The organism is Armatimonadota bacterium, assembly GCA_016125185.1.
Lineage (GTDB): Bacteria > Armatimonadota > Fimbriimonadia > Fimbriimonadales > Fimbriimonadaceae > Fimbriimonas.
The window spans coordinates 26,994-43,687 of sequence record WGMG01000006.1 but is presented as its reverse complement, the minus strand read 5'-3'; the positions used below and the strand labels follow the sequence as shown (position 1 = coordinate 43,687).

Annotated in this window: 11 protein-coding genes and 1 pseudogene; 5 read left to right on the top strand and 7 right to left on the bottom strand. The window is 55.5% G+C overall.

All coding sequences use genetic code 11. From position 1 onward, the window contains the following. Nucleotides 1-2: 2 nt before the first annotated feature. Complete coding sequence (locus GC165_07855) at nt 3-2,684, bottom strand: leucine--tRNA ligase (GenBank protein MBI1332779.1); 2,682 nt, start codon at nt 2,682-2,684, stop codon at nt 3-5. A 118-nt stretch (nt 2,685-2,802) separates the two neighbouring features. Between GC165_07855 and GC165_07850 the strand changes: the two genes are divergently transcribed. Both GC165_07850 and GC165_07845 read left to right on the top strand, forming a co-directional pair. Continuing rightward, nucleotides 2,803-3,291, top strand: coding sequence for a hypothetical protein (locus tag GC165_07850; GenBank protein MBI1332778.1), 489 nt, complete (start codon nt 2,803-2,805; stop codon nt 3,289-3,291). Between the two features lie 113 nt (nt 3,292-3,404). Next, nucleotides 3,405-4,187: a phosphotransferase gene (locus GC165_07845; protein ID MBI1332777.1), complete on the top strand. Its 783-nt coding sequence runs from the start codon at nt 3,405-3,407 to the stop codon at nt 4,185-4,187. Here the strand turns inward: GC165_07845 and GC165_07840 are convergent. The 5 genes and pseudogenes from GC165_07840 to GC165_07820 form a co-directional block, all read right to left on the bottom strand. After that, on the bottom strand, nt 4,177-5,004 hold the full coding sequence (locus tag GC165_07840) for a GntR family transcriptional regulator (protein MBI1332776.1): 828 nt from the start codon (nt 5,002-5,004) through the stop codon (nt 4,177-4,179). The two genes, GC165_07845 and GC165_07840, sit on opposite strands and share 11 nt — an antisense overlap. 2 nt (nt 5,005-5,006) lie before the next feature. After that, nucleotides 5,007-5,909, bottom strand: coding sequence for a hypothetical protein (locus GC165_07835; GenBank protein ID MBI1332775.1), 903 nt, complete (start codon nt 5,907-5,909; stop codon nt 5,007-5,009). Nucleotides 5,910-5,951: 42 nt separating this feature from the next. Next, on the bottom strand, nt 5,952-7,856 hold the full coding sequence (locus GC165_07830; GenBank protein ID MBI1332774.1) for a methylaspartate mutase: 1,905 nt from the start codon (nt 7,854-7,856) through the stop codon (nt 5,952-5,954). Between the two features lie 13 nt (nt 7,857-7,869). Beyond that, nucleotides 7,870-8,781 carry a hypothetical protein gene (locus GC165_07825; protein ID MBI1332773.1) on the bottom strand — a complete coding sequence of 304 codons (912 nt, stop codon included), beginning with the start codon at nt 8,779-8,781 and terminating at the stop codon, nt 7,870-7,872. Between the two features lie 651 nt (nt 8,782-9,432). Next, nucleotides 9,433-9,582, bottom strand: a pseudogene (locus GC165_07820) (prepilin-type N-terminal cleavage/methylation domain-containing protein). Between the two features lie 95 nt (nt 9,583-9,677). Between GC165_07820 and ugpC the strand changes: the two are divergent. Together ugpC and GC165_07810 are read left to right on the top strand one after the other, a co-directional pair. Next, nucleotides 9,678-10,814, top strand: coding sequence for a sn-glycerol-3-phosphate ABC transporter ATP-binding protein UgpC (gene ugpC, locus GC165_07815; GenBank protein ID MBI1332772.1), 1,137 nt, complete (start codon nt 9,678-9,680; stop codon nt 10,812-10,814). Between the two features lie 257 nt (nt 10,815-11,071). Next, on the top strand, nt 11,072-13,762 hold the full coding sequence (locus tag GC165_07810; protein ID MBI1332771.1) for a diguanylate cyclase: 2,691 nt from the start codon (nt 11,072-11,074) through the stop codon (nt 13,760-13,762). Here the strand turns inward: GC165_07810 and GC165_07805 are convergent. Then, a complete protein-coding gene (locus GC165_07805) occupies nt 13,759-15,150 on the bottom strand; it encodes a deoxyribodipyrimidine photo-lyase (GenBank protein MBI1332770.1) in 1,392 nt (463 codons plus the stop codon). The two genes, GC165_07810 and GC165_07805, sit on opposite strands and share 4 nt — an antisense overlap. Between GC165_07805 and tilS the strand changes: the two genes are divergently transcribed. Next, nucleotides 15,081-16,568: a tRNA lysidine(34) synthetase TilS gene (gene tilS / locus GC165_07800; protein MBI1332769.1), complete on the top strand. Its 1,488-nt coding sequence runs from the start codon at nt 15,081-15,083 to the stop codon at nt 16,566-16,568. The two genes, GC165_07805 and tilS, sit on opposite strands and share 70 nt — an antisense overlap. Nucleotides 16,569-16,694: the final 126 nt, after the last annotated feature.

Genomic DNA, 16,694 nt, shown 5'->3' with positions numbered 1-16,694 from the left:
CCTTAACCTGCCACTACGATGTTAACCAATCTCTTGGGAATCACGATGACCTTCTTCACTTCTTTACCGTCCGTGTAGGCTTTAACCTTGACACTTTCGAACGCCATGGCCTTGATCTCGTCTTCGCCTGCGTCTGCGGCAACCTGCAAAGTATCGCGCAGTTTCCCGTTAACCTGAACCGCGATTGTGACCTCGCTGTCCTTGGCCAACTCCTCGTCGTGACTCGGCCATTCGCGATGGTAAGTGAACCCTTCCTGACCCAGTGACTCCCAAATTTCGTCGGCCGAGTGCGGCGCGCCGGGCGAGATCATCAAGATCAGCGACTCCAGAGCCTCCGAAAACGCCAATGCCAACGAGCGATCTGTTCCAAGCCGCGTTCGCGCCCGGTCCAACTGCTCGTTCAACTCGTTCAGATACTTCATCAGCCACGAAACATACGTGTTGTAGCCGAAGTCTTCCAGATCCTTGGTGCAGTTGCGAATCGTCTTGTGGGTGCTTCGCCGCACGGCTTTACCTGTGTCGTCGAACTCTTCGAAAGACACCACATCCTTCCAATCGGCGACAAAGTACGGTTTGATTTCGGATGCGAATTTGAAGATGCGCGACAGGAACCGGACCATGCCCTGCATGCCTTCGTTCGACCATTGCACGTCGGCATGGAACGGAGCCACGAACAGCAGGTACATGCGAAGCGCGTCGGCACCGTAGTTTTCGACCGCCTCATCCGGCGTGACGACGTTTCCTTTCGACTTCGACATGCGTACCCATCGCCAGGTCAAATCTTCTTCCGGCAACAGTCTGGCCTCATCGAACGAGACCAAGATTCCCTCTTCGCCAACCTCAAGGCGTTCACCTTCTCGAGGCTTTCGGTAGGGGGTCGACGCCAAAACCTGGCCCTGATTCTTCAAGGTCGAAAACGGCTCGCGAACGGTCACATATCCTGCGTCGAACAAGACCTTGGTCCAGAACCGGGCATACAGCAAATGCATGACCGCATGCTCGGCGCCGCCGACGTACACGTCCACCGGCATCCAGTAGTTCACCCGCTCCTGGTCCCACGCCTTCTCATAGTTCTCGGGGTCGCAGAAGCGAAGGAAGTACCACGACGAACAGGCAAAGCCGCCCATCGTGTCCGTTTCGCGCCGCGCCAGACGCCCGTCGCGATCCGTGCAGTTCACAAACTCGGGGATGTGCGCAAGCGGTGAAGATCCATCGCCCGATGGCTCGTAGCTTTCGACGTACGGAAGCTCGACCGGCAAGTCGGCGAGAGGCACCAACTGCTCCTCGCCGTCCTTGGTATGAATTACCGGAATCGGGCAACCCCAATACCGCTGGCGAGAGATCAGCCAATCGCGGAGCTTGTACTGAATCTTGCGGTTGCCGATTCCGTCCGTCTCCAGCCTCACGCCCAAATTGTGCTGGGCGTCGGCCACCGTCTGGCCGTCGTAATAGCTGGAATTAACAAGCGTTCCTTCCTTGGTTTCGAACGCCTTTCCTTCGCCAAAGAAGGTCTGGACCTCATCCAGTCCGCCTTCGCCGATGATGACCGGTACGATGTCGATTCCGAACTTCGAAGCAAAGTCAAAGTCGCGCTGATCGTGCCCCGGCACCGCCATAATGGCGCCCGTGCCATAGGTGGCCAGAACGTAGTCGGCAATCCAAATCGGAACATGCTTGCCTGTGAAGGGATGCACGGCATAGGCTCCGGTGAACACGCCCGTTTTTTCGCGGTTCTCCGCGGTTCGATCAATGTCGCTCAGCAGCTTCGCCTGCTCCTGATACTCCTTGATCCGCGCCCGATCTTCTTCGGTCACGGGCAGAAGCTCGAGGATCGCATGCTCGGGGGCAAGGACGCAGAAAGTCACGCCGAAAATCGTGTCGATTCGCGTGGTGAATACATCGAAGTGCAGAGCCCGCTCAAACCCGCGCTCTTCCGAATCCAGGTCGTAGACCTCTTCCTTCTTCCCCGTCCCGGCCACGGCGAACGTGAATTGGCATCCCTCGCTTCGCCCGATCCAGTTTCGTTGCATCGCCTTGATGCCGTCCGGCCAGTCGATGAGATCGAGGTCGTCGATCAACTGTTGGGCATAATCGGTGATCTTGAAGTACCACTGCGGAATCCACTTCTTCTCGACGATCGCACCCGACCGCTCCGCCCTGCCCGCGATGACCTCCTCGTCGGCCAACACCGTCTTATCGACCGGATCCCAGTTCACCGCGCCAAGCTTTCGGAACGCCAAGCCGCGCTGATACAGGATTTCGAAAATCCACTGCGTCCACTTGTAGTAGCTCGGGTCGGAACTTTTGAACGACCGTGACCAGTCAAAGCCGATGCCGATCAGGTCCATCTGCCGCTTATAGTTGGCGGCATAGTTCTCGATCATCGGCGCCGGGTGGCTCTTCCGCTTAATCGCCTCATTCTCTGCGGGCAAGCCGAACGCGTCGAAGCCCATCGGGTGCAGAACGTTGTAGCCCTGCATGAACTTCAGGCGACAGGTGACGTCGGTGGGAACGTAGTTGCGTGCATGTCCGACACTTAGGCCCGCGCCGCTTGGGTAGGGGAAGAAATCGAGGCCGTAGAACTTCGGGCGGCCAGCATCCTCTCGGGTCAAGAACAAGTCTGCCTTTAGCCACCTTTCGCGCCACTTAGCTTCGAACTCGGCGGGCACGTATTTGTCGAACATTTGAACCTATAAGGGTACCTGCTTGTTGAGGCGGAGGGCGATGGCTGAAATTCTTTGGTGCGATCGCATATCCACCCTTTGCTCGTGAAATGTTTGACTTATAATTGGACCAAGCGAGATGGTTACGATTGCTTTCATTATTTTGGCGACACACCAAGACGGCCCGGAAGGGTACTCCATTATTCTTCATGCTCCGAAGAAGTATCAGCGCATGCTGAGATCCTTTGAGTATCAGGACTTCGAAAAAATTCGAACCTACTGCAAGGCAAAACTTCGGATTGAAAGTCACGGATTGATTCGGCCCAAAACTGACAATGATGAGCCGCGTATTACAAAAAATGTCACTTGGATTAGGCGGGACTCCAAGAAGAAGAGCGACATCGACTTCCTTAATCAAAAGTTTCAGGACTTTGGGGAAGGCCTTGAGCTCGTGATGACCGAGAAGGAGAGTGACAGATGGACACCATCATCTGGACCACTAGACATCGTGTCTCAAAGTGGATTTGGTTATGCTGTACGTCCATGCGCAGGATATTACGTTCGACTGCAAATCGATCCAAATGACTCAAGGCACCCCATCTGCGGCTGGTTCGAAACCGTTCGATAGGGCAACAATTTTGCTGAGCGGGCACAAGGATTTCGCCTTGGTTGCGCCGCGAGGGTCATCTCCGCATTACACATCTTGCCTCAACCGCAAGGGTGCAATACTCAAAGGGACCAATGCCTGAGTTTTCATCCCAGATAGTCGATGACCTACTAGCTAAACACGGCCTTCCGTCTGGAATGCCATTTAGAAGTGAGTTCGAGGGAGTCGTCAACGAGGTCTGGTTTGCAGGCGAGTTCGTCGTCCGCATCAACAAAAATCAGAACTACGAATCCGATGTTTGGACCGAGACCGTGGCTGTCCCTGCATTGACCGACCAACACATCCGAACGCCTGACTTAGTTGTCTTCGACTCAGATATGGATATCGTGCCCCGTCTCGTTACCATCTATCAGCGCGTGCCCGGGATTCCACTCTCGCAGATAACTGATCTGCCTAATCCGGACGAATTCTTTCGTGACTTGGGGCGGGCGATCCGTTCGTTTCACGACCGAGTGACCGTCGTCGACGATCCCCAAAATCTTCTTGATCCCGCCTGGACCATCGAAACAAATGACCTTGATATGCCACCGAATTGGACGTTCGATACGACCGAACCATATGTCTTCTGTCACCAAGACCTCCATCCAGACAATATCCTCGTCGAGGATGGAAAGCTAACCGCCATCATTGACTGGGGCGATGCCGGATGGGCCAATCGAAGCGTCGATCTGCGCTATATTCCGGCCAAGTTCTTGAGTGTCACCCTCGAAGGCTACGGGCCGATCTCCGAACTGACGCGGCGCAATATCCTCATCCACATACTCGACCAGAGCCGCTACGCAACGGAGAACCAGCGGTCGTACGGTCGGTATGGAGACTCGACCTCCCAGGAAGTGCGATCCCTCATTAGGACTTGAGGCGAATGGACTGCGGTTCGATGTCGATCAGCCCCTCTTTCATCAGACCCCCTATCAGCTTTTTGAACGCACCTTTACTCAAGCCAAATCGACGATGAATCTCCTCCGGCGAGGACTTGTCCGAAACCGGTAGCGAGCCACCGTTCTCTCGAAGAGCCGACAGAATGCGGTCGCGTTCGCCAATCACCGCCTGATAGCCCTGAGGCCGAAGCGAGATCGCTACTTTTCCATCCCCGCGAATCCGCTTGATATAAGCGTCTCGAACCTCGCCCAGTTCCAGCGATTCATGCCACTCGTCGGGGAAGATCGACGCCTTGACCCGTCCCTCGACGATCACAGCAATGAAGTCGTCGGTGAAATCGGCCACCATGATCGAAACCTTTTGCCCCGGTTCAAACTCGCTTCCGTCGGTCGAAAGATACCGCTCGATCCGCGTCGAACACGCGACTCGGTTCGACACCGGGTCCAAATAAATGCGAACCAAGTAGCCGGCTCCCTCCAACATCGGAAAGTGTTGTTCGCGAATCGGACAAAAAAGGTCCTTGGCCAAGCCCCAGTTAAGAAAGGACCCGTGGCGCGTAGTACCCACGCACCGCAGAACCACGAAATCGCCCACGATTCCGTACGGTCGATCCGTCGTGGCAACGGGACGGTCTTCGGAGTCGGTGTAGATGAAGACCTCGATAGAATCTCGAATCAATAGATCGTCGGGGCACTGGTTATTGGGGAGCAACACCTTGGATGCACCATCGCCCAAATAGAGTCCATGCTCGGATTCCCCGATCACACGCAGATGCTGATATTCGCCGATCTTCATAGTTAGTAGCCGCTCAGAAGCTGAGTCGGCCCGCTGGGTCGGCTGAGATCAGAAGTCAAAGGAACCACCGAGACCCTGTCCGTCTCGCGAGCGACCATCCACGGATAGTAGTGATAACTCGGTTCCTGAAACAAGGCGTAAATCTTGCCACCGAAGGCAATAGTATCCGATACGGGCCGACCATTGACGGCAAACGGCGTAAGTTGCTTCTTCCTGGGAGACCAGCGGTAGGTGTGGATCGAATCACCTTCGAAGGTAAGCGCTTGTCCTTGGTAATGCGTGTTGACCAAGAAATCATCCTCCCCGATCATGTCTGCGCTAAAGTTGTAGTAGCCGTAACTGTATTTCCGCATGCGTTCGCCGCTTACGTTGCAGACGACGAGGGCGTTTTCTTGGCGCTGGTCCCAAAGGTATTGCATAGCCGTCAGATGCAATCCGTCTCGGGCAACCCGTAAGTAGAATAGATTGCGCTCCGGTTTGGAGATGGGAATGAAGCCGGTGGCTTTCGACCATTTCCAAATTCGCGACATGGTCATGTCGCCTTTCTCGCTATCCACGAAATAGAACTCCTGCTTAGTTGGCGACCAAACTGGGTAATCCGGTCGATTGAGTTCGTGGTCGGTTTGCACGCCTTGGATCCATACGTGGATCGCAGAACCCTCTAACCAGGCATAGACCTCGGCTCCGTCGATCCGTATTTGCCGATCTGCAAATATTTGGTGGTAAGTAAATCTCTTATTCTGGTCGCCTACAAAGAGTCTCGCCCCGTCGGTTGTAAATACCTTGGGCGTTTGATAGTACGCCTTCGAATCGACGAAATTAAGGACACTAATGAATCCAAAGATGCAGGCGTAGACAACAAGACCCAAAACCGTGCCCAGGATGATTTTTGCGCGTTTGGTCATGCCCCTCCCTAGGATACGCCGATCCTGGGAGGGACGGAAGCCTTACTTCGGCAGAGGTAGGTTGAACGCGCTGAGGTAGGAACGCAGTTTTTGGATTCGCCCCGGTGTGTTCAAGTCTATATCGAACGATCGTCCGCGGGTATCGACCACCAGGCCGATCGTTCCTTCGATCAGGTTCGTGGTTTGGTCTCGATTGCCGCGCGCGGTGTCGAATCGGCGAACGATGACCGGCTTGCCCTTGCCCGCGCCGACGTCGAAATTGCGCCCCGGTTCGACCGTAATCGTGTCGCCCTGCAAAGTGGTGTAAGGAATGATCTTGATGACTCCAAACGGAACCGATTCGTCGATTCCCGCACCGGCGATACGGACGCAATGCTCACCATCTTTGCCTTGGCCGACTGGCGCGATACAGGTTCCAATTCGAACGATACAGTCGCGCTCGAAGACTTCCTTCGCCGCTTCGTACAGGTGCTCGGACAGCACGCCGAGGTGCGGCATCATGAAGATCGAGTCGACCGTCAACATCGTGATTCCTTCTGGCTGGTAGGCGTCCATCATCATCAGCGCGGCCTGCGCTCGGTTCGGAGCGTGAGAAAGCACCCCGCCGGACCCGATGATCATGTCCAGTTTCATCATATTGACGAGGGTCTGACCGCTTTCCTGCTGGTTGAAGATTTGGCCGACGTCGCGCTGCTGGGCGGAACCGGTGAGGTTTCGGGCGAGCGACTTGTGGTGTAGGAACGCAAGGCGAAGGGCTTCGCGGGAAACCGCGTGTTCGATGAGCAGGTCTTCGTACGTTTGCGGGATCGTCGTCGGACGAATCATCTTGTTTCGCAGTCGGTTACGGACCTCGGCTGGATCAATCTCGAACGGGAGCCAACGGGCGATGTTCTCGACGCCCGCCTCCTTCAGCACGTTACAGATCGAGTAGCTCATGCCGAGGTTGGCCGATACCGTTCGGTTGTAGATGCGCTCACCGCCGGGTGAAGATTCGAAAACTGAGAAAACGTCAGTGGTCGCGCCACCGATGTCCACGCCGAGAACGTTGATGCCCTCCTGAACTGCGTACTCCTTCAGCAGTTTGCCCACCGCGTTCGGTGTCGCCATGACCTCGAAGCTGGCCCAATCGAGGAGCTTGGAGTAGCCCGGTGCCTGTTGCATGACGTGCTCGAGGAACATCTCATGGATTTCTTCGCGAGCTGGACCGAGGTTTTCGGAATCCAGCGTAGGGCGAAGGTTATCGACGATCTTGGTTTCGATCGTCTCGCCAAGGACCGTTTTCACCTTGTCCTGCGCGGCGTTGTTACCCGCGAAGATGACCGGAAGCTTCATATCGCCAAAGCGAGGCTTGGGGTCGGCACGGCGAATGACTTCCGCCATTTCGATCAGTCGGTCCACGTTTCCACCGTCGGTTCCGCCCGACATGAGAATGATGTCGGGGCGAAGCTGGCGAAGACGCTCGACCTTTTGGAATTCCTTTCGTCCATCATCGACCGCGAGGGTATCCATCAAGATTGCACCCGCGCCCAAGGCGGCTCGCTCGGCCGATTCGGCACTCATCGCCTTCACGACTCCAGCGACCATCATCTGGAGTCCGCCACCGGCGGATGAAGTCGAAACATAGTATTCGGCGCCGTCGAGCGTCCCGGAAGAGTCGGCGATTGGCTTGTCTTCCTTCGTGAGACTGTGGACCTTGCTCTCCTTCAGGAGCTTTCGGCGACCTTTCTCGAATCCTTCGGGAACCGTCTGCTCGGTGATCTCTTCGAGTTCGGTGATCGAGTTCAGAACGCCGATGGTCACGTCTTCGAAGGGTCGTTCGACGGTCGTCGGGGCCTCGCCGCGGGCAACGAGACGATACTCGCCTTTGTCGTTCTTTTCGATGAGGATCGCTTTCGTGGTCGTAGAGCCACAGTCGGTGGCAACGATGCGCCGAATGTCTTTGGACATGGTAGTCCCTAGATTATGACCGATCCGAAGTCGCTATCGGAGCGGCTGGCACATGTCCAAAATAGCCAGCCAACGTTGAGTGGCGGATCACGATGATCTGTTTCCAGAATTTGATCGGTGTGGTGCTGGAGACGAGAAGGGTTGGCGGATCGCCACCGAGCGACTTACTTTCGGAAGACGAACTGAGTTCGAGCACGTTTGGGTTCGCTGCTTGGAGAGCGTCCCAATCCACATCGATTTTGAGGTTATAGTCGAATAGCGACTTACCCAATTGATGCACCTTGCGTCCTTCTTGTTTGTCGGCAGTGAGTGGAACTTGCTCGGGCAGCACCTGGAATTGAGAGCCGTCAATGGACGTCGGTTCGCCAGGCTTGGCGCTAAACGCTCCGACCTCCCGCCGTCCTTCGACCCGAACGAGGATGTCCACAAACTTGTCGGTTGACGAAAACGTCGTCCAAGCCCGGCGAGTCGAGCCGTTGACGATCATGTGCGCGTCGGCGGGCTGGGTCAGGAGCACGGAACTCCCGCCCTCGCTCCGATAGGCTCCGCCTATCTCTACAGCTAAGATTCCCTCTTTCAACGAGCTTCGAACTGGGGCGGGAACACTAGCTTCATCGACGGCCTGGCTCTTGCCCGCCAAATCCCAGCCGGAAAGCTTTCCGTCCTTCTCCTTCCGCACAATGCGGATGATGGTCACGTCCTTCAGGTCGGTCTTTGCTTGGTCATAAAGCTTCGCGTCGAATCGGCTTTCACGGATGAGAAAAAATCCGGGCTTTTGACCTTCACGCGAGCCAATGACAAATTGCTTGGGAAACACATCGACTTGGTCCGAACGAAGAACGAATGGCGCATCCTTCTGATCGACGATTTCGATTGGGTCGACCGCCTGTACTGCTCCGTTTGCAAAGGCGGCAACAACTGCCATCAAAACTCCCACAGTAAAACTACTGTACGACAGATTTGATGGCATCGCGCGAGCGAACTACTTGAGGTCGCTACCTTGAGCGCCCAACGGTGTCAGGTTCGGATCGGGACAACTCATCTGGTTCACGGACATCGCCGAGGCGTTGATGAACTTGGCATGGCTGTCCACAAAGACCATATTTCGCTGACCCTCGAAGGCACCAGGTCCAACCGAAAAGCCCGTGTTCTTGCCCCATACGCCGACCGGACCGTGCTCGCCGTACTTGTGCGAGTTGATCCACTCGAAGACCATGACCTTTTTGGACGGATATTCGACGGACGTCGAGGTGATGGTCGTGCAGGTGCCGTCCGGGCAGGGTCCGTCGCCCGCTAGTTGGAACAAGTCGGTGACGGTCTGCAGGAAGCTCCACGGTCTATAGAGCGAACTGACGTAGCTGTAAGAGGTGTAATCGAAGGAATTCTTGGTGGGATCGGACGGACAGTACAGCAGACCCGACTTAGACGTTGCGTCGTAGCTTGTCGAACTGGTCTGCTTCTGGGCGATGGCCAGGTACGGCATGATAGGCCAACGGAACCGACGGCCAGCCCAAAGGCCGGTCACATTGGTGTTCGGAAAGCCGTCGTCGAAGTCGCCTTCGTAGATGGTCATCGCGAGTCCGATGTTCTTGAGATTCGACAAGCAGGCCGTCTTCTTGGCCGCTTCCTTCGCTTGGGCGAAGACCGGGAATAGGATCGCCGCCAAGATGGCGATGATCGCGATGACGACAAGCAACTCAATCAACGTAAAAGCTCTTCGAATCATAAAGGAATTTGACCTCGGCCCCATTCGAAGCTACCACAATGCTTCCGTATCGGGTTATAATCCGTCACACTTCCATCAGAAATTAGGAGAAATCATTGGCAGGAGTCGCGTTCCGTAACATCAGCAAAGTATTTGGCAAAGACGTCAAAGCCGTCGACAACCTCAACCTCGAAATCAAAGACAAAGAATTTATGGTCCTCGTTGGACCATCGGGTTGCGGAAAAACGACCGCTTTGCGGATGATCGCGGGGCTCGAAGAGGCTAGCGACGGCGATATCATGATCGGCGAGGTTCGCGTCAACGACGTTCCTCCGAAGGATCGCGACATCGCGATGGTGTTCCAAAACTACGCGCTGTACCCCCACATGAACGTATATGACAACATCGCGTTCGGCCTCCGCCTGCGTGAGTTGAAAGGCTTCATGTGGCAGGTTTCTCACGCCGCCGAGGCGAAAAAGATCAAGGAAGATATCGACAACCGCGTGAAGGAAGCGGCGCGAATGCTCGATATCGAGAAGTACCTCGGACGTAAGCCGAAGGAGCTTTCTGGCGGCCAGCGACAGCGCGTCGCCTTGGCCCGCGCCATCGTGCGAAAGCCAAAGGTCTTCCTGATGGACGAGCCGCTTTCGAACCTTGACGCCAAACTCCGCGTTCAGACACGTTACGAACTGATCTCTCTTCACCGCAAGCTCGGTATCACCACGATTTACGTCACGCACGACCAGGTTGAAGCGATGACCATGGGCGAGCGAATGGCCATCATGCGGGACGGTGTTCTCCAGCAATGCGACAAGCCGGAAACCGTCTATGCCCATCCGGCCAACAAGTTCGTCGCCGGATTCATCGGTTCGCCTCCCATGAACTTCATCGACGCCTCGATCATCGGCGGAAAAATCGATGCAGGCGCTTTCGTACTCCCCGCTCCGGTTCAGGATGCGATTCGAAACTACGAAGGCAAGAAGGTCATCCTCGGCATTCGACCCGAAGAGATTTACGACAAGAGCGTTCCTTCGAACGTGACCCCCTCGCACGAGAACACGATCAAAGCGACCGTCGATGTCATGGAGCCACTCGGCCACGAGTACGTTGCCTATCTGACGATTGGCGATCTGCGGCTCGTGGCATCGATCGACAAGGAGACGAAGTTGAAGCCGATGACCGAGTCGGAATTCTGCATCAACCTCGATCGCATCCATGTGTTCGACGCCGACACCGAACAGGCCGTTTGCTAGGCCGTTCGGCTGGCTCAAAGCTCAATCTTTAGGCTAAGGAGTCTAATTCTACGACGGGGCATAACTTTCATGCCCCGAGTCCTTCATTTGGGTGCCCAATTCGCCGATCATTCCATGCGGAAGGCTCCAAAATCAGAACTTCGAAGAACCAACGGTTGGGCGCCCGTCAACTCACGAACTCTTTCGTCGTTGCCAGTGGCGTCTTTGGGCTCGTTTCGACAGCGAGTAGCCTGTTTCACCTCAATGCACTGAATCCAATGCATTTGAGCGTATCGTTGTGCCTTTTCTGCCTTTCCATCTCGCTCCTTTTTTCTCTCCGGTCACGCCGTTCAGTCTCTTCCATCCTTTCGGTTCCCGCGATCATTCTGGCCCTGGCCTCGCTCGTATTTTGGACCCTTCCTCCGCCACTACCACCGGCAGGCCCTGGCGGAGGATTTATGCCGCCACCAGGTGCGCCTCCTCAGGGTGTTCACCTATTCCTTGCACCATTCGCCCTTTGCGCCGCGCTTCTGTGTCTTTTGATCGGTCTGCTGATCGCGTTCAAGCCAATTGGAAAGTGGACGAAAGCTTGGACGATCGCGGTCGGATCGATCTCAACTTTTGTGTCGGTCAGCAGTCTTATCCTGTTTACATGCGACCTCTCGGGAATCAACCTGACACCTGAATTTGCTGCACGAAATCAGTTTCCGCCGCTTGCCTCGCTAGCCTTCATGCTTCTCAACATGGCCTTGGCGGTCACTGCGATTCTGCGGTGTCGCACGTATGAATGGAGATTGAACTGGCTTCCCTATCCGGCAGCCCTCAGCTTCCTTCTGGGAACTTTTGTGCTGTATTCGGCGCAGGTCGCCCAGGAGATCACACACCTTCAGGTGGAAGATCAGCGAAGCGCAAACCAAATTCGCAGCTACATCGAGGCTCGAATCAACGCGGATGCCAATGCCATTTCGCACATGGCTTCTCGAATGAGCATGGGAATCGAGTCCGAGCACCAGTACTGGTCTCAGGACGCGAGAGCCTATTTGCAGGATTACCCCGAATTCAAGGCCGTGGAATGGCTGGATGAGGATGGGTTTATTCGATGGGTCGAACCCCTGACCGGCAACGAGCAGGTCCTAAACCAGAACCTTTCGATGACTGGTCGGAGGCTTTTGGCTGCGCAAAGGGCAAAACGGTCCGGTTCAGTTAGCGTCTCCCAATCGGTGAATCTGAGACAGGGTGGGAAGGGAATTCTGATCTATGCACCAACCTACCGCAACGGCAAGTACAACGGCTTGATCGCAGGAGTTTGCTTGGTCGACCGGTTCTCCAGGGCAATCCCGAGCGAGCTTGGCGACAAGTACACGTACCAAATCGTCGAAGGCGATTCGGTCATCTACAAAAAGGAACCTTTGAAGGAGGGTTTCCCCGTCAGTGGAGAAAGCGACGTCGAACGATGGAAACTTGATTGGAAAGTCTATGTCCAACCGCTAAACCTTACCAACGCCTGGACCTCCCAATTCGGCCTGTTGATCTTGCTCGTCGGATTTGCGGTTACGGGACTCACTTTTCTTTGTCTCGTGCTTTTGGAGCGTGTCTCCAACTTGGCGAAGCGGCAACTTGAAGAGCGAAGGTTCCTTGAAGGTTTGTCGGATTCTTCGGCGAGTGCAACTTACGTCTTTGACCTCAATCGCCGAAGAATGGTCTATTCGAACCGCTTTGGACACGAATCGCTGGGACTCACTGAAGAGCAGATTCTCGACGGAGGGTTACCGCTGCTTAAGAAGATGGTCCACCCCGATGACTGGGCCAAGACTCTTCAGCAATTTTCAGATGTGCGGAAGCTGCTCGACGGCGAGATTTACGAATTCGAACATCGAATATGCAATGGGGATGGAAACTGGCGTTGGATTGCTTACCGGGAATGCGTTCTGGAGCGTTCCTTCGACGGAACCGTGAAGAAAGTGCTTCTCACCTCTCAGGATGTTACGGGCCTTCGGGAAGCGGCCGATCAGCTTCGACAAGCCAACGACGACCTTGAACAATTATTCGAGAATGCGCCGATTGGAATGGCCCAGGTCGGGCTTGATGGAAAGTGGATGTATGTCAATCCGGCCCTCTGCCAAATCGTGGGTTACCCGAAGGAGGAATTGCTGCAAATTGATTTTCAAGCAATAACCCACCCGGACGATCTGGACCGAGATCTCGATCATGTTTACGCCATGCTTGCTGGCGAGATTTCCACGTACACGATGGAGAAGCGGTACTACCGCAAGGATGGGCAGCTCATTTGGATTCTGCTTTGCGTTTCACTCATCCGTAACACCGATGGCAGTCCGTCGCGTTTTGTATCGCAAATACAGGACATCACCGAACGAAAGCTGAGCGACCTCTTGAATCAGGAGTACACGCAGAGCCTGGTTCAGCACACCGACTTTTTGGCCGAGGCAAACCAACGTTTGGAAATGGAAAGTCGAACCGACGCGCTGACCGGGATCGCAAATCGACGCCTTTTTGTGGAGCGACTTTCGCACTCGATTCAGCATGCTCACAAGGCGGGACGACAGCTCACGGCGATCATGCTGGACGTCGATCATTTCAAGAAGTTCAACGATGACTTCGGGCACAAGGCGGGGGATATCGTCCTTCAGAAAGTTGCCGACGTGTTGGCGATGACCTGTCGCGAATCTGACCTACCGGCTCGTTGGGGCGGCGAGGAGTTCATCGTGCTGTGCGCGGACACCGACCTATGGTGCGCGATCAAGCTAGCCGAACGCTTGAGAAAGGAGATCGAAGAGATCGAACTTCCTTACCGCAGCGTCACGGCGAGCTTCGGAGTGGCTTCGGTGGGCTACGATCCGGCGACGTTTATCGACCGGGCTGACTCGGCTTTGTACGCCGCTAAAGAGGCGGGACGAAACTGCGTTCGCGTTGACGATGCGGGCCAGGAATCGATGCGAAATTCGGCCTAAGCCTTTCGGTACGACTCGAACAACGCGATCGCTCTCTTTCTCATTTCATCGTGCTCGACAATCGGTGCGGGGTAGTCCATCATTGCTTGATCCATCGGGTTCGGGCAGTGAATGGCTTCGTTATCAAGATCCTTCAACTCTGGGACCCATTGGCGGATGAAATCGCCTTTGGGATCGAACTTTCGACTCTGGAGGTAAGGGTTGAAGATGCGGAAGTATGGCTGGGCATCGCACCCCACGCTGGAGGCCCACTGCCAGCCACCATTGTTGGAGGCGAGTTCGTAGTCGAGGAGTTGGGCAGCGAAGTAGGCTTCCCCTTTTTTGTAGTCGACCAGCAGGTCCTTGGTGAGGAATGAGGCGACGATCATGCGGAGGCGGTTGTGCATCCAGCCGGTTTGGTTGAGGCATCGCATGGCGGCATCAACGATGGGGTAGCCGGTCATGCCTTGGCACCAGAGATGGAAATGCTCATCCGAACCAGGCCATTCGAGGCTTCGATATTGAGGATCGAAGGTCGTCTCGACGACTTCGGGAAAGTTGCCGAGGATGTCTTGGTAGAACTCGCGCCAGATGAGTTCCATCAGCCACTTGCGAGTTCCCTCGGAGTCTTTGGCGAGGGCGGCGCGGACGGCTTCGCGGATGGAGACGGTGCCGAAGCGAAAATGTACTGAGAGGTAGCTGACTCCATCATCGGCGGGGAAATCGCGATGGTCTTTATAGCCATCGATTTTTCGCTCGAATTGCTTGAGGGCCGTTTGTCCAGAGTCTTCGCCAGGGGCGAGCCAGAGATCGGCCTTTTGGTAGCCAATGAGGTCGTAGGAGAGGTCTTGGGAGTGGGGCGCTATTTGCGATTGGGAGAGGAGCTTTTGGAGGTTTGGTTGGTAGTCGGCGGCGTCGCGTTTTGGCACAAAATGGCACAACCAGGCCTTGGAATAGGGGGTGAAGACGCGGAACGGTGCGCCGGCTTGCGAGAGGATTTCGCCTCGTTCGAAGATGACTTGATCTTTATAGGTATAGAAATATAAACCTATACTTTTTAGCTCTTTTTTGACTTGTTCGTCTCGGTTGGTGGCGGCGGGTTCGAAGTCGTGGGCGGCGATGACGGCTTGGCATGCGAGGCTCTTGGCGGCGCGAGGAATTTCGGCACGGGGGTCGCCGTGGAGGACCAGCAATTGGGATCCGTGGGCACGAAGTTTGGCGTCGAGTTCGCGCAGGGATTCGAGGGTGAACGTGACTCGACGGTTGCGTTTGTCGGGGATGCGGTCGAGGATGGTGGTGTCGAGGACGAAGGCGACGACGACTTCGTCGAACGCTTGGGTTGCCTCGTAGAGCGCGCGATGGTCGTGGAGGCGCAGGTCGCGTCGAATCCAACAGAGAGCTCGTTTCACCAAGGGCTTCTACGCAACTAAGGCGGAAAGGTACGCTGAATTGTGTGCAGGAGCAGTTTCAGCGACACCTTTTTGAGAGTGGTCTTCTTGCTCCAGACGCGAAGATCCTTGTCGGCTACAGCGGCGGAGCCGACAGCACGTGCCTCCTGCATCTATTGAAGATTTCGGGTTACGACGTGATCGCGGCGCACCTGCACCACGGCCAGCGGCCGGAGGCGGACAAGGAGATGAAGCTTTGCGAGGCGTTCTGCCAGGAGCTCGATATTCCATTTGTTTCGGGCAAGGCGGACGTACCCCGCATGGCGACGGACCTGCGGATGGGCATCGAGGAAGCGGGCCGAATGGCGCGCTACAACTTTTTGGAGCAGGCGGCGAGGCGATTGGAGTGCGACCTGATTGCGACGGCGCACACACGGTCCGACCACGTGGAGACGATTTTGTTCAACCTGGCGCGGGGCACGGGTCCGCAAGGCCTGACGGGAATTCCGGCACGAAGGGGGAATATCGTGCGTCCTCTGCTGTCTTTCGGCCGCGAAGAGACGACGGCTTACTGCGAGGCTCAGGGATTTTGGTTTCACAACGACCCAGGCAACGACAACCTCGATTTTTCGCGCGTGCGCATCCGCCAGCGCGTGACGCCTGAGTTCGCGGTGTTGAATCCTCGTTACGAGGCGGCGATGGCGCGGTGCGCTTCGATCTTGGAAGAAGAAGATCGTTTCTTGAACGGTGCAGCGGCGGCGGCGCTGGAGCAATCCGAAGTGGTTATGAACGGGGAATTGGCGTTCCTGACTCGCGACGTGGAGGTCGCTTTCTCGAAGGCGCATCTGACTTCCCTACCGGCGGTCTTGTTCAAGCGGGCGGCGCGGCTAGCCTTTCAGTCTTTGGGGGCACCCATCGACTACGACCAGACAGAATTGTTGGCGGAGGAGATTCGGTCCGAACGAGGATCACTGACGGCGGATGGGGGCGAAGTGGTGTGCGAATGGGACGGAGAGAAGGTCCATTTCCGGGTCCTCCGACCCACGGAACCGTTTCGATTTGGAATCACTTGTCCGGGAGAAACCGAGAGCGAGGAGTTTGGATGGAAAATCATGGCGATTGAGCGGCCATCGGCCTCTCTGCCGGTTCAGCGAGCCGCGCTTCACGTTCAGATTCCCAAGTCTCAGATTCGCGGCGATCTGTACTTCCGGTCTACTCAGCAGGGCGATAGCATGCAGCCTTTGGGATTCGAAGGAACTCGGAAAGTTAGCGACTTGTTATCGGAAGCAAAGCTCACTGCGGCGGCTAGAGTTAGATTGCCTCTCATTTGCGATTTTCTTGGACCAATTTGGTTGCCAGGAGTCTGTTTATCGCACAGAATGTATAGAGGCGACGATTGCTCAACGGTAGTTGAGTTGAAATTTGAACCGATACAGTAAAAGAACGTTCATCGTAACGTCAAGCATGGGGTAAGCGTAGATACTGCTAGACCCCATTCTGGAGAAAGATTGAGAAATAACAGTCGAAACGCCATCATCATTGTTGCCACCTTATTTTTGGTTGGC

Excerpts from the sequence above, each read along its gene's own strand:
- GC165_07825 (MBI1332773.1), bottom strand. The coding sequence starts at position 8,781 with ATGGCAGTTGTTGCCGCCTTTGCAAACGGAGCAGTACAGGCGGTCGAC.
- GC165_07830 (MBI1332774.1), bottom strand. The coding sequence starts at position 7,856 with ATGTCCAAAGACATTCGGCGCATCGTTGCCACCGACTGTGGCTCTACG.
- GC165_07810 (MBI1332771.1), top strand. The coding sequence starts at position 11,072 with ATGCATTTGAGCGTATCGTTGTGCCTTTTCTGCCTTTCCATCTCGCTC.
- GC165_07835 (MBI1332775.1), bottom strand. The coding sequence starts at position 5,909 with ATGACCAAACGCGCAAAAATCATCCTGGGCACGGTTTTGGGTCTTGTT.
- GC165_07840 (MBI1332776.1), bottom strand. The coding sequence starts at position 5,004 with ATGAAGATCGGCGAATATCAGCATCTGCGTGTGATCGGGGAATCCGAG.
- GC165_07845 (MBI1332777.1), top strand. The coding sequence starts at position 3,405 with ATGCCTGAGTTTTCATCCCAGATAGTCGATGACCTACTAGCTAAACAC.
- GC165_07855 (MBI1332779.1), bottom strand. The coding sequence starts at position 2,684 with ATGTTCGACAAATACGTGCCCGCCGAGTTCGAAGCTAAGTGGCGCGAA.
- GC165_07850 (MBI1332778.1), top strand. The coding sequence starts at position 2,803 with ATGGTTACGATTGCTTTCATTATTTTGGCGACACACCAAGACGGCCCG.